This window comes from Micromonospora sp. DT229 (genome assembly GCF_049844505.1).
GTDB lineage: Bacteria > Actinomycetota > Actinomycetes > Mycobacteriales > Micromonosporaceae > Micromonospora.
The window spans coordinates 205,949-226,942 of the sequence record NZ_JBNCLD010000006.1; the positions used below are offsets into that span (position 1 = coordinate 205,949).

The following is a 20,994-nucleotide window of genomic DNA, read 5'->3' on the forward strand; positions in this document are numbered from 1 at the left end:
CTGGTGCGCCGGGCGTACGGCCGGGTCCAGGAAGGGGACAGACAGTGCGACGACTGATCCTGCCGGTGGTGCTCGCGGCGGCCCTGGCACTGACCGGCTGCGGCGACAGCGAGCCGACGACGCCCGCTGCCGGTTCGGACGCCGGCTCGGATGCCGACCTCGACCTGCCCGTCGACGGCGGCGGGTCCATCCGCCCGGCCTGCCCCTTCACCGCCGAGCAGGTCGCCGAGATCGTCGGCCAGCAACTGGACGACAAGGGCAACTGCAGCTTCGGCGACGGAATCGCGCTGCTCACCGTGACCACGGCCTCCCGGGAGGCCGGGGAGATGACCTACGACTACCAGCGCCAGCAGGCCGACCAGACCTACCAGTCGGTGACCGACCTCGGCGTCGGGGACAAGGGCTACCTGGCGGTCAAGGACATCGAGGCGGAAGCGGTAGTGATCAACGGCGCGGGCGGTTTCACCGTGACATTGAGCAGCTTCGCGCGTCTCGGCGCCCAGCCGGACGGATACGCCCAGGTGATGCGCGAACTGGTCGACGCCCTGCCGCGCTGAAGCCCCCGACGAAGGAGACACCGTGCGCCACCTGACCACCGTCGCTCGACTCGCCGTGGCGGCCACCGTGCTGGCCACCCTGGCCGCCTGTGGCGGAGCGGAGCCCGCGGCGGCACCGCCGGCACCGCCGCCCTCGGAACCGGTGGCGCCGACCGAGGTCACCGAGGCACCCGAGCCGCCCGCCGCCACCCCGGTGGACGCCTGCGCCCTGGTCTCCAAGCAGGATGCCGAGAAGCTGGCCGGTACCCCGCTGGACGACCCGATGCCCAGCGGGGAGAGCTGCTGGTTCACCGGGCCGGTCTCCGGGCCGGTGGCGCAGGTGGAGGTGCATGTCGGGGACGGGGCCAAGAAGATGCTGGACATCGACCGCGATCTCGATCATGAGTTCGAGACCTTGTCCGGCATCGGCGACGAGGCGTACCTGGAGGACTGGAACGTCTTCGTCAACGTCTCCGGAGTCTGGGTGGCCATCCGGCTGGTCCGCACGGATGAACCGGCCGAGTACAACAAGCGGCTGACCGAGCTGGCGCGGACGGTGGCCGGGCGGCTCTGACCCCGGCCCGGCCGATCGCCCCGGAGCGGCAACCGGGGGTATCACCTGCGCAGCAGCCCTTCATATCGTGGTGTGTCGATTGACAAAGTTCATGATCCCAACTTATTGTGCGAGCCGGCCGGAGGTTGCCGGCGGTCCGGCGACATGCGGCCAGCCACCCGTCGACACCATCACCACACGAGGAGCGCCATGGCTGGGCTGCGCACACCACGAAGGACACGATGGCGACTGGGGGTGGTCGGCGTCGGAGTCGCCACCCTGCTGGCCGGGATCGGGCTGGTCGGTACGGGTGCCGCCCAGGCGGCGGCCGGCTGCCGGGTGGTGTACTCCGCGCCGAGCCAGTGGCCGGGCGGTTTCACCGCGAACGTGGACCTGACCAACCTCGGCGACCCGCTCAACGGCTGGCGCCTGACCTGGACCTTCCCCTCCGGACAACGGGTGACCCAGGCGTGGAACGCCACCGTCACCTCCACCGGCAACGACGTCACCGCCACCAATGTCGGCTACAACGCGGCGCTGGGCACCAACCAGACCGTGTCGTTCGGCTTCAACGGCTCGTGGTCCGGCAGCAACCCGGCCCCCACCTCGTTCGCCCTCAACGGGGTCACCTGCACCGGCAGCGTGGGCCCGACCACCCCACCCCCCACCACCCCGCCGCCGACCAGCCCTCCCCCGACCACTCCGCCGCCGACCGGTGACCCGATGGCCTACGTGGCCGCGATGCAGCCGGGCTGGAACCTGGGCAACACCTTCGACTCCGTCGGCGCCGACGAGACCGCCTGGGGCAACCCACGGGTCACCGAAGCCCAGTTGGACGCCATCCGGGCCCAGGGGTTCAACAGCATCCGGATCCCGGTCACCTGGAGCAACCGCCACGGTCCGGCCCCCTCGTACACCATCGACGCGGCCTGGCTCAACCGGATCAAGGAGGTCGTCGGCTGGGCCCTGGACGACGGCTTCTACGTGATGATCAACCTGCATCACGACTCGTGGCAGTGGATTCACGAGATGCCGAGCAACCGGACGACAGTGCTCAACCGCTACAACGCGCTCTGGACCCAGATCGCGGCGGCCTTCCGGGACGCCTCACCCAGGCTGCACTTCGAGAGCGTCAACGAGCCGCAGTTCGCCAACAGCTCCGGTGACGCCCAGAACGCGCAACTGCTGCACGAGCTGAACGTCAACTTCCACCGGATCGTCCGCGCCTCCGGCGGCAACAACGCCACCCGGATGCTGGTCCTGCCGACCCTGCACACCTCCTCCGAGCAGGCCCGGATCGACGAGCTGACCACGACCCTCAACCAGCTGGGCGACCGCAACCTGATCGCCACGGTGCACTTCTACGGCTACTGGCCCTTCAGCGTGAACGTCGCCGGTGGCACCCGCTTCGACGCCACCACCCAGCAGGACCTCGTGGACGCCTTCGACCGGGTCTACAACGCCTTCGTCGCCCGGGGCATCCCGGTGGTCATCGGCGAGTACGGGCTGCTCGGCTTCGACCGGCACACCGGCACCATCCAGCAGGGCGAGAAGCTGAAGTTCTTCGAGTACTTCGGCTACTACGCCCGGCACCGACAACTGACCACCCAACTGTGGGACAACGGCCAGCACTTCAACCGGACCACCTTCGCCTGGCGGGACGCGGAGCTGATCAACCAGATCAAGTCGAGCTGGACGACCCGCTCCGGCACCGCCTCCTCCGACCAGGTGTACGTGCCGCGTACCGGCTCGATCACCGCCAAGACCCTGACCCTGAACCTCAACGGCACCACCTTCTCCGGTCTGCGTCAGGGCAGCACCGAGCTGGTCCGGGGCACCGACTACACCATCTCCGGCAACCAGTTGACGCTGACCGCCAGCGCGTTGACCCGGCTGGTCGGCAACCGGGCGTACGGCGTCAACGCCACCCTCCAGGCCCGGTTCTCGGCCGGCGTACCGTGGCGGATCGACGTGATCAGCCACGACCCGCCGGTGCTGTCCAACGCCACCGGGACGACTGCCTCCTTCGCCATCGGAACCCAGTTCCGGGGCGACCAGTTGGCCACCATGGAGGCGCGGTACGCCGACGGCAGCAACGCCGGCCCGCACGACTGGACGCCGTTCAAGGAGTTCGACGTCACCTTCGCCCCCGACTACACCGGCAACCGGATCACCCTCACCGACACCTTCTTCGGTGAGGTACGCGACGGCGCCCCGGTCACCCTCACCTTCCACTTCTGGAGCGGTGCCCAGGTGACCTACCGGGTCACGAAGTCCGGCGGCAACGTCACCGGCCAGACCGGCTGACCGACCGCGCGTAGCCGGCCGGCCTCCCCCCGCCGGCCCCCACCGGCCACCGGCCTCCCCGCCGGTGGCCGGTGGCGCGCACCGGTCATCATTGGTTCATGATCCGATTCGTACTGAACGTGCTCTGGCTCATCTTCGGCGGCGGGCTCGTGCTGGCGATCGGCTACGGCATCGCCGCTCTGATCTGCTTCGTCCTCGTCGTCACCATCCCCTTCGGGGTGGCCTCGCTGCGGCTGGCGTCGTACTCGCTGTGGCCTTTCGGGCGCACCCTGGTCTCCAAGCCCGGGGTCGGGGTCGCCTCCGGTGTCGCCAACGTCATCTGGGTGGTCCTCGCCGGCTGGTGGCTGGCCCTGTCCCACATCGTCGCCGGGGTCAGCCTCTGCCTGACCATCATCGGCATCCCCTTCGGGGTGGCCAACTTCAAGCTCGTCCCGGCCGCCGTCTGGCCGCTGGGCCAGGAGGTCGTCCCCGCCCCCTGAGTCACGCGACCGGCCCGGCGGACCACGCCGGGCCGGTGGGCCGACGGCGGGCAGCCCGACGGCCGGTGGTCCGGCACCGCGACCGGACCGTATTGCCAACCCCGTGGAGCGGGGGATTTCCGGGGGTACCCGCCGCCAGAATCAGCGGATGGACCGCATCCTGGCCGTGCTCGCCGCGCTGCCTCCGCTGCTCGTACTGGCCCTGGTGTTCCTGTTACCGGCCCTGGAGTCCTCGACCCTGCTGGGGTTGTTCGTGCCCGGTGAGGCCGTCGTCCTGGTCGGCGGGGTGGTGGCCCACCTGGGTGGGCTGCCGCTGTGGGCGGTGATCACCGTTGCGACGGTCGGGGCCTGCCTCGGCGACCAGATCGGCTACCTGGTGGGCCGCCGTTACGGGCCGGGGGTACTGGCCCACGCGCCGGCCGTGCTCCGTCGCCGCCTGGACCTGGACCGGGCCCGACGCCTGGTGGCCCGCCGAGGGGCGGTCGCGGTGGTGATCGGCCGATGGGTGGCCGTGCTGCGGGCGCTGGTGCCCCTGGTCTGCGGTGCCAGTGGGATGCGACGACGCACCTTCGGCTGGGCCAACCTCACCGGCGGGCTGCTCTGGGCGGCGGCGGTGTCCACCCTCGGCTACCTGGGTTCGGCCTCCTTCCGCTACCTGGAGCGGGAGTTGGGCATCGGCACGTACACCCTGCTGGCCCTGATCGTGGTGCTGGCCCTGCTCGGGTCCTGGCGGCGCCGCCGGAGGACGCACTGACCGATCCCGGCCGAGCGGACCCCGGTGCCGGCGGGCGGGCTCACCAGAGGGTGGACCAGTAGTCCCAGAACCGGACCAGGATGGCCAGCATGATCACCGCCAGGGTCAGTCGGGTGTTCCTCGTCATGCCGCTGCCAGCCTTCCGTGTGGGTGCGCGCCCCCTGCTGGCCCGGTTTCCTGTCAGCTTGCTGAAAGCCCGCGCACCCGCACCGCGAGCCCGGAGGTCACCAGTGCGCGCCGTGGCACACGTCGTCGGCGCCCTGCGGCTCCACCTGGAGGGTGGCGTGCTCGATCTCGAAGCGGTCGTGCAGCACCTGCCGGGCGGTGCTGAGCACCTGGCCCAGGTCGGCCCCGGCCGTCAGCTTCAGGTGTGCCGAGGCCACCTCCATGCCCGAGGTCAGGGTCCACACGTGCAGGTCGTGCACGTCGACGACGCCCTCCACCCCACGCAGCTCGGCCCGTACCTCGGTGATGTCCAGGTGCGGCGGGGCGGCCTGCACGAGCACCCGCAGGGCGGCCCGCCCCAGCTTGAGGGTGCGGGGCAGGATGAACACCCCCACCGCCACGGCGATGATGGGGTCGGCGTACCACCAGTCGGTCAGCGCGATCACCACGGCGGCGACGATCACCCCGACCGAGGCGAGCAGGTCGCCGAGGACCTCCAGGTAGGCCCCCCGCACGTTGAGGCTCTCCTTGGAGCCGGAGCGCAGCAGCAGGAAGGCCACGATGTTGGCCAGCAGACCCGCCACGGCTACGGTAAGCATCGGGCCGACCAGCACCTGCGGCGGTTCCTCGAACCGGCGTACCGCCTCCACCACCACGTAGACGGCGACCCCGAACAGCAGCACCGCGTTCGCCAGCGCCGCCAGCACCTCCATCCGATACAGCCCGAAGGTGCGTTGGCCGTCCCGGGATCCCCGGCTGGCCGCCGTGATCGCCGCCAGGGCCATGCCGATGCCGAGCACGTCGGTGAACATGTGCCCGGCGTCCGACAGCAGCGCCAGGGAGCCGGTCACCCAGGCCCCGATCGCCTCCACCACCATGAAGACGGCCAGCAGGGCGAAAGCCGCCCACAACCGCCCACGGTGCTTCTCCCCCGCGCGCAGCACCTGCTGGCCGTGGTCATGTCCGGCACCCATCATGCGCCCTCCCGCCCCGCCGACGGCGATCAACATATGCGGGCATTGCAATGAGTGCAACTCTAGCGGTCGGCCGGCGTCCCCGCCGCCGTTTCGGCAGAGAGGGCCGGCCCGCGGGTCAGTGCGCGCCGCGCAGGTTGAGCAGGACCACCCCGGCGATGATCAGACCGACCCCGACCACCTTGGTGACCGTCAGCGGCTCGCCCAGCACGGTCGCTCCGATGGCCACGATCGCCGCGGTGCCCAGGCCGGACCAGAGGGCGTACGCGACCCCGACCTCGATGCCCTTCACCGCCTGGGCGAGCAACGCGAACGCCGTCAGGTAGGACACGGCCAGCCCCAGGGTCGGCCACAGGCGGGTGAACCCTTCCGTGGCCTTGAGCAGGCTCGTGCCGGTGACCTCAGCGGCGATAGCGAGCAGCAGGAAGACGTACGCCACCATGCACCCCAGTTCCAGTCATGATCAGTCGATGCAGGCCACTCTGCCGGTCCGAAGTGACGATCACCAGAGGGCCCTCGTCACCGGGCTCGCAGGTTCGCGCGGAGCGCACCCAGGATGACCGCGGGGGTGGCCAGCGAGTCCGGATGCTCACGCATGGACACCACCTCGTTGAACCGGCGGGCGGTGGCGACGTCCGTGATGGTGGCGGTGACGATCTGCCGGCTGACCCAGCTGGAGAGCCGGTAGCCCCGGGGGTAGGGGCCGTCGACATGCGGCAGGGCCAGATCAGCGGAGGTCGACATCGACCAGGCGGCGTCGACCACGACCTGTTGCAGGGCGAGGAACTCCCGGGCCGGCTGCCGCAGATCCGGCCCGGGTCGCAGGTAGGTCGACAGGCAGGCGGCGTGCAGGGTCGCGGCCGTGATGCCCTGCCCGTACACCGGGTTGAAGGAGGCGACCGCGTCGCCGACCGGGACCAGCCCGGCCGGGAAACGGCGCAGGGTGTGGAAGTCCCGCCGTCGACTGTCCCCGTGGCGGTAGGTCTGCACCTCGCCAAGCAGTTCACTGTCGGCTACCTCGCGGAACTCCGGTGGGAACTGCTCGCGCAGCCGACGCAGGAAGTCCTCCGGGGTACGGCCCGGACGGTTGTCCGCGTAGCCGGCCATCATCGCCATCCACCGACCGTCCTCGATGGCGAAGAAGGCCGCCCCCGCCACCTCCGGCGACCTCCGATAGCTGTTCAGGGCCATCACGACGGCGTGTTCCGGATTGTCCTGTCGACGCCGGAACAGGGCGGTGGCGTAGTTGAGCTGCACATTCATCCGCCGCGTCGCGGGCCGCTCCCACCCGGCCTGCTCCAGCCAGTCGGAGAGCCGGCTGGACCGGCCCATGGCGTCCACCACCAGATCCGCCTGCTCCACCCCGGGCCGGCCGCCGACCTCGTACCGGACCCCGGTGGCGCGATTCCCGTCGACCAGCAGACCGGTGGCCCGTGCGGTGACCGTCTTGACGTTGGGCAGCCGCAGCACCTGCTGCCGGATCAGCCCCTCCAGCAGGGGCCGACTGCCGGCGAGGCTGTCGGCGTCGTCCGGTACGACGACCTTGAGCCGCCCGTCGAGGTAGGTGCGCCGGGCCGCAGGGGGTGCCTCGATCGCGCCCTGCGCCAGGGCCAGCCGACGAAACCCGGGGAAGAGGCGTTCCAATTGCAGAAAGCCGCCCGGCAGCAGGGCGTGCAGTTGGGTGCCCTGCGGAACACCGGGCCGAGGGCCCGGGACATGCACGTCGTCCCGGTCGATCACGACGACGCCGGCCGCGTGGTCGGCCAGCACCCGCGCGGCCAGCAGGCCCGCGACACTGCCACCGAGCACGACGGCCTTGTCGATGAACGGTGACGGCTCGTCGGGGGGCCGCACCGCGTTCAACGCCGCGAAGACCTGAGCCGGAGAGAGGGACATGGGCTCTCCAAGGGGGTACGAGGTGCCGCCCACCCCGTGCCCCTACCGTGCTGCCAGCACGGCGACCGGTCGGCGGGCGGGCGGGTCGGCATGGCGCTCATCGATCGTTGCACAGCCGGGGCCTCCCGTCCGACCCACCGCCGGCTGTCCGGGTCACGACAGTCGGCCTCCTGGGTGGAGGGTGGTGTCGCCAGGGGAGGTGGTGGTGCGGGAGCCCGTCCGGTTCACCAGGTAACCGAAGGCAGCCGCGGTGAAGAACATGACGATGCCGTAGACGGCCGCCGGGACCGCCATCCGGCTGCTGTCGAGCAGTGCCGGGCTGAGTGCGATCGTGATGGCGAGGGTGCTGTTGTGGATGCCGATCTCGAATCCGGCCGCCTTGGCCGCATCGCGGTCGACCCCGGCCAGTCGGGGTACGCCGTATCCGATCACGAGGCTCAGCAGGTTGAACGCGAGCACGGCGAGACCCACCGAGACGAAGTAGTCGGCCAGGTTGTCCCGGTCGCCGAGTACGGCACCGGCGATCACCGCCACGAGTACGACCACCGACAGGATCCGCACCGGCCGGTTCAGTCTCGCGGCCAGGCGGGGAGCCCGAGCTCGGACCAGCATGCCGATGACGACCGGTACGAGCACGATGGCGAAGACCTGGAGCACCTTGTCGAACTGGAGACCGATGCTGCGCCCGTCACCGAGGAAGTGCGCCGCCGAGAGGTTGACCACGATCGGCAGGGTGAACACGGCGAGCACCGAGTTGATGGCGGTGAGGGTGATGTTGAGCGCCACGTGCCCGCCGAAGAGGTGACTGTAGAGGTTGGCCGTGGTGCCGCCGGGAGATGCCGCGAGCAGCATCATCCCGACGGCCAGTTCCGGCGGCAGGCCGAAGGCGAGCACCAGGCCGAAGCAGAGCGCCGGTAGCAGCAGCACCTGGCAGGTCAGTGCGATCACGGCGGCCTTGGGATGCTGGGCCACCCGGCGGAAGTCGGCGACGGTCAGGCCGAGACCCAGACCGAGCATGATGACGCCGAGGGCGATGGGCAGTCCGATCAGGGTCAGGGCGGAGTCCATGACCCAACATCGTTACCACCCGGTAACGCATTCACCATCATCCGTGTGGCTGGATGCGCGGAACCGGTCAGGACCACCGCTCGCAGGTGAGGATGATTCCCAGTCGACATCCGTCGATACAACGGCCGCCGTGACGAAGACCCAGGACCCGACCGCGGCAGGCCCTCGGCCGAACGGCCCTTGCCACCGAGGGCCGCCCCGGTGCCCGGCTACCATCGCCCGATGGATCTTCGAGGAACGATCAGCCCTGATCGCCCGCTGCTAGTGCTGGCCCTCGCGGAGGAGGCCGCGCACCTCGATGCGCGCCTACCGGTGCTGCTCACCAGCATGGGGAAGATCAATGCTGCCGCCGCGATCGCGGGGACCCTGGCCCGCGAGCCGCGGCCCTCGGCGGTCGTCAACCTCGGTACCGCAGGCGCCCTGCACCCCGGCTGGGCCGGCATCCACGAAGTCGGCAGCGTGCTGCAACACGACCTGGACACCGCCTTCCTCCACCGGTTGACCGGTCAGACCGTCGGGGCGCCGGTGACCCTGGGCGAGGGTCCGGTGCTGGCCACCGGCGACCAGTTCATCGCCGACGACCAGGCCCGCGCCGCCCTGGCCACCCGCGCCCACCTGGTCGACATGGAGGGTTACGCGGTCGCCTCCACCGCCCAGCGGTTCGGCGTACCGGTGCGTCTGATCAAGCAGGTCAGCGACGAGGCCGGCGCCGGGGCGGCGAGCACCTGGCAGGAGTCCGTGGACCAGTGCGCCCGACTGTTGGCCGACTGGGTCCGCGACCACCTCTGAGCGGTCAGTCGGAGGCTGCCGGAGCGCAACCGGGCAACTCCGCCCCCAGGCAGCTGGTCTGGTTGCCACCCGCGCGCTTGGCGGCGTACATCGCCTGGTCGGCGACACCGAGGGCCTGCTCCAGACAGTACGCGGGACCGTGGGCGACCCCCACGCTGACCTGCACCGGCCAGGCGGTCAGACCGGCGACGGCGGCCACCGTCCGCAGGCCCACCTGCCGGGCCAGTGCGGCATCCGCGCCCGGCAGGATGGCGACGAACTCGTCGCCGCCCAACCGCGCCACGAAGTCGCCCTGCCGGACGCTGGCGGTGAGCAGGTCCGCCACCGCCCGCAGCACCTCGTCGCCGGTGGCGTGACCCAGCGAATCGTTTATGTGCTTGAACCGGTCGATGTCCACGGCCAGCACGGCCACCGGCCGGTCGGCCAGGTCGGGATCGGTCAGCTCACGCAGGAACCGGTCCAGCCCTCGCCGGTTGGCCACCCCGGTCAGGGGGTCGGTCCGCGCCGCCCGCTCGGCCTGCTCGTGCTGCCAGCGCAGCGCGTCGTAGGCCTGCATCGTCATCGCGGTGTGCAGCCAGTGATTCCGTTGCCGCCACAGCAACTCGGCCAGGGCGTCGCCGTAGGTCAGCCCCGGCCGGGCGCCGGGCGAGCCGGTCGCCGCCAACAGCACCGCGTGGGTACGGTGCACCGCGGCCGAGATCAGCCAGTCGGTGTCCGGCGACAGCAGGGTGACGGCCTCCTCGATGACCCGTAAGGCCTGCTCGGGTCGCCCCGACCGGCGCAGGGCCACCGCGTGGAAGGGCCGGCACAACAGGATCTCCTGATGCTGTTCGGACACACCGTGGATCCGCAGCAGCTCGGTGTAGCGGGGGATGTCGGCAGCCGCACCGGCCGGATCCTGACGGTCGGCGCGGGAGCACGCCGCGTACAGCAGGGCGGAGAGCCGCCACACCTCCGCCTTGGGGCCGGAGGCCTCGGCGGCGGCCCGTATCGCGTACTCCTCCGCCGCGCCGGTGTGCCGCTCCGCCTCGGCCACCTGACCGACCTGGTACAGCTCCAGGGCCCAGATCAGGTTGAGTTCGGCGAGGTTGCACAGCCACATCGCCCGGTTGCCGTTGTCCGGATAGGACTCTCGTCGGGTCGCCTCGTAGGCCGCCTCGAACTGGGGTGCGGCCAACTCGTACAGGCGAAGCTGGGCGAAGCCGATCGCGATTCCGGTGTGCGCGTTACCCACGATCACCGGGTTGGGTTCGTCGGCCAGTAGGGCGGTCTGGGCGCTGACCAGGTCGCGCAGCACCGCCTCGATGTCGTACTCGGCGATGTTCTGGCCGCCCAGGCGCAGCCGTCGGGTGGCCCGCAGCGACAGGGCGCAGGATCGCCATCCGGCGCTGCCCTCCCGGTCGGCCGCGGCCAACATCAGGTCGGTGGCGTCGATCGCGGCACGCAGTTCACCCAGGCGGGTCAGCGCCACGACCCGCGCGAAGTGCATCGCCGCCGGACCGTCGCCCAGTTGTCCGGTCGGTTCGCGAAGCGCCGTCTCCGCGGCCGTCAACACCTGCGCCGCAGCACCGGCCTGCGCCTCCTCAAGGAGGCGGAGCGCCCCGAGGGTCACCTCGTCCATGCGGCCTCCGCACCGCCCAGGTAGGAAATCAGGCCGATGGTACGGCAACGGCTCACTCGGGATGACCCGGTAGTGCGGGCGGTCCGCTCGTTGACCCGATCGTCGGCAGCGGCAGTTCGATCGCGGCCGGTCCATCGAGCCGTAGGGCGGAGTGGGCCGGTGGCTGCTTCTCGGCCCGGGGTAGCCGGGTGTGCAACCGGCCCCGCCCGCCCGGCTCCGGGCGGGCGGTGACCTCGCAGGTCACCATCTGGATCGGTGCCGGGGGTGGGGTGAACCGGCCGGTACCCCAGCGCAGCCAGAGGGGTATCCGTCCGGCCTCCGCCTCGGCCAGCAGCTTCTCCCAGGTGCGGCGGCGGGTGCCGTGGTCGACCTCGACGACGACCGGCGGCCCGTCGGGGCGGGCGCAGGCCACATCGAGCACGGACTGTTGGGCCGACATCGGCGGCGGCAGCGGCAGCACGCTGGGGGCCCGGCGGTAGACCCGCCAACCCTGCTCACGTGCCCAGCCGACCACGGTGTCGACCAGCCGGGCGGTGACCTGGTCGGTGGTCAGGTCGGTGAAGGCCAGCCGGTCGACCCGCTCCGCCAGCAACCCCGCCAGCCACCGCCCCTGCTCGCCGACCTCCATGCCCGCAGCCTAACCACCCCCGGTCCCACCCCTCTCCCCTCGGCCACCCCTGGTTGTGGCGGGTGTTCAGGGCAACTGTTGGAGGCGGATCAGGTTGCCGGAGGGGTCGCGTACGGCGCAGTCACGTAACCCGTACGGCTGGTCGGTCGGTTCCTGAACCACCTCCACATCGGCGGCCTGGAGGCGGTCGAAGGTCTCGTCCAGTTCCGGGGTGGCCAGCAGGATGCCGGCGTAGGTGCCCTTGGCCATCATCTCGGCGATGGTGGCGCGCTCGTCCGCGGTGATGCCGGGGTCGACCGCCGGCGGGGTGAGGACGATGGCGGTGTCGGGCTGGCCGGGCGGACCGACCGTCAGCCAGCGCATCCCGCCGTGCCCCACGTCCAGGCGGACCTCGAAACCGAGGATGTCGCGGTAGAAGGCCAGTGTCGCCTCCGGGTCGGTGTGCGGCAGGAAGCTGGCATGGATGGTGATGTTCATGCTGGCCACGCTAATCGCGCCCGGACCGGTGCGGCTTCTCGAATCCTGACCGCTTCCCCTCACCCGCCCACGTAGCCGGCCAGGTGCTCACCGGTGACGGTGGATCGGGCGGCGACCAGGTCGGCCGGGGTGCCCTCGAAGACGACCCGGCCGCCGTCGTGTCCGGCACCCGGACCGAGGTCGATGATCCAGTCGGCGTGGGCCATGACCGCCTGGTGGTGCTCGATGACGATCACCGACTTGCCGGCGTCGACCAGTCGGTCGAGCAGCCCGAGCAGGTGCTCGACGTCGGCCAGGTGCAGGCCGGTGGTCGGCTCGTCGAGAACGTAGACGCCACCCTTGTCGGCCATGCGGGTGGCCAGCTTGAGCCGCTGCCGCTCGCCACCGGACAGGGTGGTCAGCGGCTGACCCAGGCTCAGGTAACCGAGCCCCACATCCACCAGCCGGGTCAGGATGGCGTGCGCTGCCGGGGTACGGGCCGCCCCCTCGTCGAAGAAGGCCTCGGCCTCGGTGACGGACATGGCCAGCACCTCGCTGATGTTGCGCCCGCCCAGGTGGTATTCCAGCACGGCGGGCTGGAACCGCCTGCCCTCGCAGTCCTCGCAGGTGGTGGCGACACCGGCCATCATGGCCAGGTCGGTGTAGATGACCCCGGCCCCGTTGCAGGTCGGGCAGGCGCCCTCGGAGTTGGCGCTGAACAGGGCCGGCTTGACCCCGTTGGCCTTGGCGAAGGCCTTGCGGATGGGTTCCAGCAGGCCGGTGTAGGTCGCCGGGTTGCTGCGCCGGGAGCCACGGATCGCGGTCTGGTCGACCGCCACCACCCCGTCGCGCCCGGCCACCGAGCCGTGGATCAGGGAACTCTTGCCGGAGCCGGCCACCCCGGTGACCACGACCAGCACCCCCAGCGGGATGTCGACATCGACGTCGCGCAGGTTGTGAGTGGCCGCGCCCCGGACCTCCAGCGCCCCGGTGGGGATACGCACCTTCTCCTTGAGGGTGGCCCGGTCGTCGAGGTGCCGCCCGGTCAGGGTGTCACTGGCCCGCAGACCCTCGACGGTGCCCTCGAAGCAGACCGAGCCGCCGGCCGTACCCGCCCCGGGGCCCAGGTCGACGACATGGTCGGCGATCGCGATCATCTCCGGCTTGTGCTCCACCACCAGTACGGTGTTGCCCTTGTCCCGCAGCCGCAGCAGCAGGTCGTTCATCCGGGCGATGTCGTGCGGGTGCAGCCCGACGGTCGGCTCGTCGAAGACGTATGTGACATCGGTCAGCGAGGAGCCCAGGTGCCGGATCATCTTGGTGCGTTGGGCCTCGCCGCCCGAGAGGGTGCCCGAGGGGCGGTCCAGGGAGAGGTAGCCGAGCCCGATCTCCACGAACGAGTCGAGGGTGTGCCGCAGCGAGGCCAGCAGCGGCGCCACGCTCGGTTCGTTGCGCGACCGCACCCACTCGGCCAGGTCGCTGATCTGCATCGCGCAGAGGTCCGCGATGTTACGTCCGTCGATCTTCGAGGAGCGGGCCAGTTCGTTGAGCCGAGTGCCACCGCAGTCCGGGCAGGTGGCGAAGGTGATCGCCCGGTCGACGAAGGCGCGGATGTGGGGCTGCATCGCCTCCCGGTCCTTGGACAGGAAGGACTTCTGGATCCGGGGGATCAGCCCCTCGTAGGTCACATTGATGTTGTCGACCTTGATCTTGGTCGGTTCCTTGTGGAGAAGGTCGTTGAGCTCGCGCTTGGTGAAGGTGCGGATCGGCTTGTCCGGGTCGAAGAAGCCGCTGCCGCTGAAGATGCGGCCGTACCAACCATCCACGCTGTAGCCGGGAATGGTCAGGGCACCCTCGTTGAGGGATTTGCTGTCGTCGTAGAGCGCAGACAGGTCGAAGTCGCTGACCCGGCCCATGCCCTCGCACCGTGGGCACATGCCGCCGGTGACGCTGAAGCTGCGGCGTTCCTTCGTCGTGGTGCCGCCGCGTTCCAGGGTGATCGCACCCGCCCCGCTGACCGAGGCCACGTTGAAGGAGAAGGCCTGCGGCGAGCCGATGTGCGGCTGCCCCAGTCGGCTGAACAGGATCCTCAACATGGCGTTGACATCGGTGACCGTACCGACCGTCGAGCGGGAGTTGGCGCCCATCCGTTCCTGGTCGACGATGATCGCGGTGGTCAGCCCGTCGAGCACGTCGACCTCCGGGCGCGCCAGGGTCGGCATGAAGCCCTGCACGAAGGCGCTGTAGGTCTCGTTGATCAGCCGCTGCGACTCGGCGGCGATGGTGCCGAAGACCAGGGAACTCTTGCCCGATCCGGAGACTCCGGTGAAGACCGTCAGCCGACGCTTGGTGATCTCGATGCTGACGTCCTTGAGGTTGTTCTCCCGCGCGCCGTGCACCCGGATCAGGTCATGGCTGTCGGCGACGCGCGGCGAGGGGGTCCCGGCGCTCGTGCTCCTGGTCATCGTCTTCTCCATCCCCGTGAGCGTTCGCCGGTCACGCTAGCCGCGGCCCGTCCGTCGACGCTTCTCGAATCCTGATTGGCCGGGTCACCTGCCGCGACACGCACCCGGGCAGCTCGGCCGCCCCGGTATGCGCCTGCCGCCGGTAGGTGCTCGGCGGTACCCCGACCAGCTCGGTGAACCGGGTGCTGAAGGTACCCAACGACCCACAACCGACCGTGAAACATACCTCGGTGACCGTCAGGTCGCCGCGACGCAACAACGCCATCGCCCGCTCGATGCGCCGGGTCATCAGATAGGCGTACGGCGATTCTCCGTAGGCCAGCCGGAACTGGCGGCTGAGGTGGCCGGCGGACATGTTCACCCCACGGGCCAGCGCCTCGACGTCGAGGGGCTGGGCGTACTCGCGGTCGATGCGATCCCGGACCCTACGCAGCCGCGCCAGATCCTTCAGCTGCTCAGCCGAGACTCTGCCGGTCACCCGCGAGATCGTGCCACGACGCCGGGTGGTTGCCCAGCAAGCAGGCGGGTGTGGCACAGGGCACCGCGCCTTTACCGTCGAGATGGGGTCGATGACGGTAGCGCGCAGGTGAGGTGAAGACACCAAAAGGTTTTGTGTGATTCCTACAATCCGGCCGCGCAGGGTTCGGCGGTTACGGCATGGCGCGACCCGTTCGCAGGCAGAACAGTGTTCACTGCCGGGGCCGCCGTCATTGCCGCCTCGTTCGTCACAGGATCTACCGGAGGGGTCGATCGGGTGTTCAGCCGTATCGCCATCGTCAACCGTGGTGAGGCCGCCATGCGGCTCATTCACGCGGCCCGAGAACTGGCTGCGCAGACCGGGACACGGATCGAGACCGTCGCCCTCTACACGGATGTCGACCGCACCGCCACCTTCGTACGGGAGGCGGACCTGGCCTATGAGCTGGGCCCCGCCTCCGCCCGGCCGTACCTGAACCTGGCCACCCTGGAGCGCGCCCTGCTGGCTACCGGCGCCGACGCGGCGTGGGTCGGTTGGGGCTTCGTCGCCGAGGATCCGGCCTTCGCGGAGTTGTGCGAGAAGATCGGGGTCACCTTCATCGGGCCCAGCCCGGAGGCGATGCGCCAGCTCGGCGACAAGATCGGCGCCAAGCTGATCGCCGAGCAGGTCGGGGTGCCGGTGGCCCCGTGGAGCCGGGGCGCGGTCGAGAACCTGAACGCCGCGCGGGCCGCCGCTGCCGAGATCGGTTACCCGCTGATGCTCAAGGCGACCGCGGGCGGTGGCGGGCGCGGCATCCGGGTGATCACCAGCGAGGCCGAGCTGACCGAGGCGTACGAGCGCACCAGCCAGGAGGCGGCGCGGGCCTTCGGCAGCGGAGTGGTGTTCCTGGAGCGCCTGGTCACCGGCGCCCGGCACGTCGAGGTCCAGGTGATCGCGGACGGTCAGGGCACCGCCTGGGCCCTGGGGGTACGCGACTGCTCGGTGCAGCGACGCAACCAGAAGATCATCGAGGAGTCGGCCTCCCCGGTGCTCAGCGCGGAGCAGACCGCCGAACTCAAGTCCTCGGCCGAGCGGCTGGCGCTGGCCGTCGGCTACCGGGGGGCGGCGACTGTCGAGTTCCTCTACCACCCCGGCGACCGGCTGTTCGCCTTCCTGGAGGTCAACACCCGGCTCCAGGTGGAGCACCCGATCACCGAGTCCACCACCGGTTTCGACCTGGTCAAGGCGCAACTGTGGGTGGCCGCGGGTCGACGACTGGAGGGTGAGCCCCCCGTCGAGCGGGGGCACGCCATCGAGGCCCGGCTCAACGCCGAGGATCCCGACCGGGACTTCGCCCCCTCCCCCGGCCGGGTCACCCGGCTGGACCTGCCCGCCGGACCGGGCATCCGGGTGGACACCGGCATCAGCGAGGGTGACACCATCCCGGCCGACTTCGACTCGATGATCGCGAAGATCATCGCCTACGGTCGGGACCGCGACGAGGCCCTGGGTCGGCTCCGCCGGGCGATGGCCGAGACCACGGTGATCATCGAGGGTGGCGCGACCAACAAGAGCTTCGTGCTCGACCTGCTCGATCGGCCCGAGGTCATCGACGCCAGCGCCGACACCGGCTGGATCGACCGGGTACGGGCCGCCGGCGAACTCGTCGGGCACCGGCATTCCGCAGTCGCCCTGGCCGCCGCCGCCATCGAGGCGTACGAGGAAGAGGAACGCGACGAGCGGCACCGACTGCTGGCCACCGCGGCCGGGGGACGCCCTCAGGTGCAGCATGTCGGCGGCCGACCCCTGGACCTGAAACTGCGCGGGCTGGACTACCGGATGCGGGTGGCCCGCACCGGGGCCCACCGGTTCCGGGTCGGGATCGAGGCCGGCGGCGAGGTCCGTACCGCGGACGTCGAACTCGACCGTTTCGATCGGCACACCGGACAGATCGTCGTCAACGGCGCCCAGCACCGTCTGCTCACCGCCACCCACGGACCGATCCACCTGGTCGAGGTGGACGGGGTGACCCACCGGATCAGCCGCGACGAGGGTGGGGTGCTGCGGGCACCCATGCCCGCCCTGGTCGTCGCCACGCCGCTGGCGGTCGGCGCGGAGGTCGAGGCCGGCGCGCCGGTCCTGGTGCTGGAAGCCATGAAGATGGAGACCGTGCTGCGGGCGCCGTTCCGGGCCCGGCTCAGGGAATGCGCGGTCGCGGTGGGCAACCAGGTGGAGGCGGGCACCCCGCTGATGCGGCTGGACCCGATCGGTGACGGTGACGCCGAGGCCGGCGAGGACCGGGCCGCCCCGGCCGTCGAGTTGGACCTGCCCGCCGCCCCCGAGCAGGTCCCGGTGCTGGAGCGCACCCGACGCGGCCAGGAGGACCTGCGGGGCCTGCTGCTCGGCTTCGATGTCGACCCGCACGACGACCGGCGGGTGCTCGACGACTACCTCCTGGCCCGGCAGGCGGCGACCGAGGACGGTCACCGGCCGCTGGCCGAGGAACTCGACCTGCTCAACGTCTTCGCCGACCTGGCCGAACTGAGCCGCAACCGGCCCACCGGTGAGGACGGTGGCGGTGCCCACGTGCACAGCGACCGGGAGTACTTCCACACCTATCTGCAGAGCCTCGATGTCGAACGGGCCGACCTGCCGACCACCTTCCAGGCCAAGCTGGCCCGCGCCCTCGGGCACTACGGGGTGACCGAGCTGGACCGCTGCGCCGAGGTCGAAGCCGCGGTCTTCCGGATCTTCCTGGCCCAGCAGCGGGCCACCGCCGACGCAGCGGTCGTCACGGCGCTGCTGCGCGCCTGGTTGCCGGAGCCGCCGCCGGCGGAGTCCCTGCGCGAGTCGGTGGGCCTGGCCCTGGAACGGCTGCTGGCCGCCACTCAGGTCCGCTTCCCGGTCATCGCCGACCTGGCCCGAGGTGTGGTCTTCGCCTGGTTCGCCCAGCCGCTGCTGCGCCGCAACCGGGCCCTGGTCTACGCCGAGGTCCGCAAGCACCTGCGCCACCTGGACGCCCAGCCGGACGCCCCGGACCGGGCCGAGCGGGTGGCCGCGATGGTACGCAGCACCGAACCCCTGGTCCGGCTGCTAGGTCAGCGGCTGCTGCGCGACCGCTTCGACAACACCGCGATGCTGGAGGTGCTGACCCGGCGCTACTACGGCAACAAGCAGCTGATCGGGGTCCGCACCCGCCCGGCGGCCGGCTGCACCCTCGTGGTCGCCGAACGGGCCGACTCCTCACTGGTGTCCGCCGCGGTGGGCTTCGAGGCCTTCGGCGACGCGCTGCGCGGGCTGGCCGAACTGGCCGTCGACGAGGAGGCCGTCAACGCCGACATCTACCTGGCCTGGGAGAACCAGCCGGAGGACTTCGACGCGATGGCGGCGGCACTGCTCGCGGTCATCAACGCGCAGCCCCTGCCCCCGCAGGTACAACGGCTGACCACCACGGTCGCCGGCAGCGGCGGGGCGGTCATGCACCACCACTTCACCTTCCGTCCGGCGGACGGCGGGATGGCCGAGGAGCGGTTGATCCGGGGCCTGCACCCGTACATCGCGCAGCGGATGCAGCTGGAGCGGCTGCACAAGTTCGACCTGACCCGGCTGCCCTCGGCGGACGAGGAGGTCTACCTGTTCCAGTGCGTGGCCCGGGAGAACCCCTCCGACGACCGGCTCGTCGCCTTCGCTCAGGTACGGGACCTGACCGAGCTGCGGGACCACGACGGTCGGCTGGTCGCGCTGCCGACCACCGAGGACGCGGTGGCGGCCTGCCTGGACTCGATCCGCCGGGCCCGGTCCCTGCGGCCCTCGAAGAACCGCTTCCCCACCAACCGCATCGTGATCTACGTGTGGCCGCCGAGCGGCCTGACCCGGGCCGAGATGGAGATGATCGCCGGGCGGGTACGCCCGACGACCGCGGGCGCCGGGCTGGAGGAGATCCTGTTCATCGCCCGGCAGCAGGACCGGGCCACCGGCCAGCTGACCAAGGTCGGGATCCGGATCACCTTCGACGCCACCGGTGGGGCGCAACTGACCGTCGGTGAGCCGCCGGTCGAGCCGATCGAGCCGCTGGACGACTACCGGCTGAAGGTGCTGCGGGCCAGCAGCCGCAACACCGTCTACCCGTACGAGCTGACCCGGCTGCTCGGCGACTTCGTCGAGTACGACCTCGACGAGACCCACACCCTGGTGCCGGTGGACCGGCCGAAGGGCCGCAACAGCGCGGCGATCGTCGCCGGTGTGGTCAACACGAAGACCGCCCGGCATCCCCAGGGCGTCACCCGGGTCATCCTGCTCGGCGACCCCACCAAGGCCTTGGGCGCGCTGTCGGAGCCGGAGTGCCGGCGGGTGATCGCAGCCCTGGATCTGGCCGAGCGGATGCAGGTGCCGTTGGAGTGGTACGCCCTGTCCGCCGGTGCCCGGATCTCGATGACCTCGGGCACGGAGAACATGGACTGGGTGGCGGCGGCCCTCAAGCGGATCGTCGAGTTCACCCAGGGCGGCGGCGAGATCAACATCGTGGTGGCCGGCATCAACGTGGGTGCCCAGCCGTACTGGAACGCCGAGGCCACCATGCTCATGCACACCAAGGGTGTGCTGGTGATGACGCCGGATTCGGCGATGGTGCTCACCGGCAAGCAGTCGCTGGACTTCTCCGGCGGGGTCTCCGCAGAGGACAACTTCGGCATCGGTGGCTACGACCGGGTGATGGGCCCGAACGGGCAGGCGCAGTACTGGGCGCCGAACCTGCCGGCCGCCCGCGACGTGCTGATGGCCCACTACGACCACACCTACGTCGCGCCGGGCGAGTCGGCACCTAGGCGTACGGAGACCACCGACCCGGTGGACCGGGACGTCTCCGACTTCCCGCACTCGGTGGCCGGCAGCGACTTCACCACGGTCGGCGAGATCTTCTCCGCCGAGACCAACCCGGACCGCAAGAAGCCCTTCGACATCCGTACGGTGATGCGGGCCCTGTCCGACCAGGACCACCCGGTGCTGGAGCGGTGGGCGGGCATGGCCGACGCGGAGACCGCGGTGGTGCAGGACGTCCACCTCGGCGGCATCCCGGTGTGTCTGCTCGGCATCGAGTCGCGGTCGGTGCCCCGGCACGGTTTCCCGCCCGCCGACGGCCCGGACACCTACACGGCCGGCACCCTGTTCCCCCGGTCGTCGAAGAAGGCGGCGCGGGCGATCAACGCGGCCAGCGGCAACCGGCCGCTGGTGGTGCTGGCCAACCTGTCCGGATTCGACGGCTCGCCGGAGTCGATGCGCAAACTGCAACTGGAGTACGGCGCCGAGATCGGCCGGGCGATCGTGAACTTCCGTGGGCCGATCGTGTTCTGTGTGATCTCGCGGTACCACGGTGGCGCCTTCGTGGTCTTCTCCAAGGCGTTGAATCCCAACATGACCGTGTTGGCCTTGGAGGGCTCGTACGCCTCCGTGCTGGGTGGGGCTCCGGCCGCCGCCGTGGTGTTCGCCCGCGACGTCGACGCGCGCACCGCCGCCGATGCCCGGGTACGGGAGCTACAGGCCCGGGTGGCCACCGCGGCCGGTGCCGAACGCGCCACGTTGACCGCGGAGCTCGACGAGCTGCGCTCGGCGGTACGGGCGGAGAAGCTCGGCGAGGTGGCCGCGGAGTTCGACCGGGTGCACGACATCCACCGGGCGGTCGAGGTCGGCTCCGTCGACGCGGTGATCCGCGCGGCCGAGCTGCGTCCCCGCATCATCGAGGCCATCGAGGCGCACCTGCGATGAGACCGGTCACGGCGGGGTCGGCGGTGAGCCGGCCCCGCCGTGGCGGTGCGACGCCCCCACCGATCGCGGCGGGGCGACTACAGTAC

The 20,994-nt window shown here is 70.8% G+C and carries 16 protein-coding genes; 7 read left to right on the forward strand and 9 right to left on the reverse strand.

Annotated elements, in window-relative coordinates; all coding sequences use genetic code 11:
- The first annotated feature begins 44 nt into the window (after positions 1-44).
- The 5 genes from ACLQ2T_RS12060 (at position 45) to ACLQ2T_RS12080 (ending at position 4,629) form a co-directional block, all read left to right on the forward strand.
- Complete coding sequence (locus ACLQ2T_RS12060; protein ID WP_425766087.1) at positions 45-557, forward strand: hypothetical protein; 513 nt, start codon at positions 45-47, stop codon at positions 555-557.
- Between the two features lie 22 nt (positions 558-579).
- Positions 580-1,110, forward strand: coding sequence for a hypothetical protein (locus ACLQ2T_RS12065; protein ID WP_425766088.1), 531 nt, complete (start codon positions 580-582; stop codon positions 1,108-1,110).
- A gap of 189 nt (positions 1,111-1,299) precedes the next feature.
- Entirely contained in the window at positions 1,300-3,396 is a 2,097-nt protein-coding gene (locus ACLQ2T_RS12070; RefSeq protein ID WP_425766089.1) for a cellulase family glycosylhydrolase, read from the forward strand.
- A 98-nt stretch (positions 3,397-3,494) separates the two neighbouring features.
- Complete coding sequence (locus ACLQ2T_RS12075) at positions 3,495-3,875, forward strand: YccF domain-containing protein (protein WP_425766090.1); 381 nt, start codon at positions 3,495-3,497, stop codon at positions 3,873-3,875.
- A 148-nt stretch (positions 3,876-4,023) separates the two neighbouring features.
- Entirely contained in the window at positions 4,024-4,629 is a 606-nt protein-coding gene (locus ACLQ2T_RS12080) for a DedA family protein (protein ID WP_425766091.1), read from the forward strand.
- Between the two features lie 224 nt (positions 4,630-4,853).
- Here the strand turns inward: ACLQ2T_RS12080 and ACLQ2T_RS12085 are convergent, their stop codons facing one another.
- The 4 genes from ACLQ2T_RS12085 to ACLQ2T_RS12100 form a co-directional block, all read right to left on the reverse strand.
- Complete coding sequence (locus tag ACLQ2T_RS12085) at positions 4,854-5,768, reverse strand: cation diffusion facilitator family transporter (RefSeq protein WP_425766281.1); 915 nt, start codon at positions 5,766-5,768, stop codon at positions 4,854-4,856.
- 118 nt (positions 5,769-5,886) lie between these two features.
- A complete protein-coding gene (locus ACLQ2T_RS12090) occupies positions 5,887-6,207 on the reverse strand; it encodes a DMT family transporter (protein ID WP_043723563.1) in 321 nt (106 codons plus the stop codon).
- A gap of 80 nt (positions 6,208-6,287) precedes the next feature.
- A complete protein-coding gene (locus ACLQ2T_RS12095; RefSeq protein ID WP_425766092.1) occupies positions 6,288-7,664 on the reverse strand; it encodes an FAD-dependent oxidoreductase in 1,377 nt (458 codons plus the stop codon).
- A gap of 153 nt (positions 7,665-7,817) precedes the next feature.
- Positions 7,818-8,732, reverse strand: a complete 915-nt coding sequence (locus ACLQ2T_RS12100) for a bile acid:sodium symporter family protein (RefSeq protein WP_425766093.1) — start codon at positions 8,730-8,732, stop codon at positions 7,818-7,820.
- Between the two features lie 222 nt (positions 8,733-8,954).
- Here ACLQ2T_RS12100 and ACLQ2T_RS12105 point away from each other — a divergent pair, with 222 nt between their 5' ends.
- Positions 8,955-9,521 carry a nucleosidase gene (locus tag ACLQ2T_RS12105; protein WP_425766094.1) on the forward strand — a complete coding sequence of 189 codons (567 nt, stop codon included), beginning with the start codon at positions 8,955-8,957 and terminating at the stop codon, positions 9,519-9,521.
- 4 nt (positions 9,522-9,525) lie between these two features.
- Here ACLQ2T_RS12105 and ACLQ2T_RS12110 read toward each other — a convergent pair whose 3' ends face one another.
- From ACLQ2T_RS12110 to ACLQ2T_RS12130, 5 genes are all read right to left on the reverse strand, one after another.
- A complete protein-coding gene (locus ACLQ2T_RS12110) occupies positions 9,526-11,142 on the reverse strand; it encodes a diguanylate cyclase domain-containing protein (RefSeq protein WP_425766095.1) in 1,617 nt (538 codons plus the stop codon).
- Positions 11,143-11,194: 52 nt separating this feature from the next.
- The gene (locus ACLQ2T_RS12115; protein ID WP_425766096.1) at positions 11,195-11,770 is read right to left on the reverse strand and encodes a hypothetical protein; all 576 of its coding nucleotides are present in this window, start codon (positions 11,768-11,770) and stop codon (positions 11,195-11,197) included.
- Between the two features lie 66 nt (positions 11,771-11,836).
- The gene (locus tag ACLQ2T_RS12120; RefSeq protein ID WP_425766097.1) at positions 11,837-12,247 is read right to left on the reverse strand and encodes a VOC family protein; all 411 of its coding nucleotides are present in this window, start codon (positions 12,245-12,247) and stop codon (positions 11,837-11,839) included.
- Positions 12,248-12,306: 59 nt separating this feature from the next.
- Positions 12,307-14,691 carry an ATP-binding cassette domain-containing protein gene (locus tag ACLQ2T_RS12125; RefSeq protein ID WP_425766098.1) on the reverse strand — a complete coding sequence of 795 codons (2,385 nt, stop codon included), beginning with the start codon at positions 14,689-14,691 and terminating at the stop codon, positions 12,307-12,309.
- Positions 14,692-14,722: 31 nt separating this feature from the next.
- Positions 14,723-15,169, reverse strand: coding sequence for a helix-turn-helix transcriptional regulator (locus ACLQ2T_RS12130; RefSeq protein ID WP_425766099.1), 447 nt, complete (start codon positions 15,167-15,169; stop codon positions 14,723-14,725).
- A gap of 276 nt (positions 15,170-15,445) precedes the next feature.
- On the opposite strand from ACLQ2T_RS12130, the gene ACLQ2T_RS12135 reads away from it, so the two are divergent.
- On the forward strand, positions 15,446-20,908 hold the full coding sequence (locus ACLQ2T_RS12135; RefSeq protein ID WP_425766101.1) for a carboxyl transferase domain-containing protein: 5,463 nt from the start codon (positions 15,446-15,448) through the stop codon (positions 20,906-20,908).
- The last annotated feature ends 86 nt before the right edge of the window (positions 20,909-20,994 follow it).

Coding starts and splice junctions, on each gene's coding strand:
- ACLQ2T_RS12070 (WP_425766089.1), top strand. CDS start 1,300: ATGGCTGGGCTGCGCACACCACGAAGGACACGATGGCGACTGGGGGTG.
- ACLQ2T_RS12075 (WP_425766090.1), top strand. CDS start 3,495: ATGATCCGATTCGTACTGAACGTGCTCTGGCTCATCTTCGGCGGCGGG.
- ACLQ2T_RS12080 (WP_425766091.1), top strand. CDS start 4,024: ATGGACCGCATCCTGGCCGTGCTCGCCGCGCTGCCTCCGCTGCTCGTA.
- ACLQ2T_RS12085 (WP_425766281.1), bottom strand. CDS start 5,768: ATGGGTGCCGGACATGACCACGGCCAGCAGGTGCTGCGCGCGGGGGAG.
- ACLQ2T_RS12095 (WP_425766092.1), bottom strand. CDS start 7,664: ATGTCCCTCTCTCCGGCTCAGGTCTTCGCGGCGTTGAACGCGGTGCGG.
- ACLQ2T_RS12100 (WP_425766093.1), bottom strand. CDS start 8,732: ATGGACTCCGCCCTGACCCTGATCGGACTGCCCATCGCCCTCGGCGTC.
- ACLQ2T_RS12105 (WP_425766094.1), top strand. CDS start 8,955: ATGGATCTTCGAGGAACGATCAGCCCTGATCGCCCGCTGCTAGTGCTG.
- ACLQ2T_RS12110 (WP_425766095.1), bottom strand. CDS start 11,142: ATGGACGAGGTGACCCTCGGGGCGCTCCGCCTCCTTGAGGAGGCGCAG.
- ACLQ2T_RS12115 (WP_425766096.1), bottom strand. CDS start 11,770: ATGGAGGTCGGCGAGCAGGGGCGGTGGCTGGCGGGGTTGCTGGCGGAG.
- ACLQ2T_RS12120 (WP_425766097.1), bottom strand. CDS start 12,247: ATGAACATCACCATCCATGCCAGCTTCCTGCCGCACACCGACCCGGAG.
- ACLQ2T_RS12125 (WP_425766098.1), bottom strand. CDS start 14,691: ATGACCAGGAGCACGAGCGCCGGGACCCCCTCGCCGCGCGTCGCCGAC.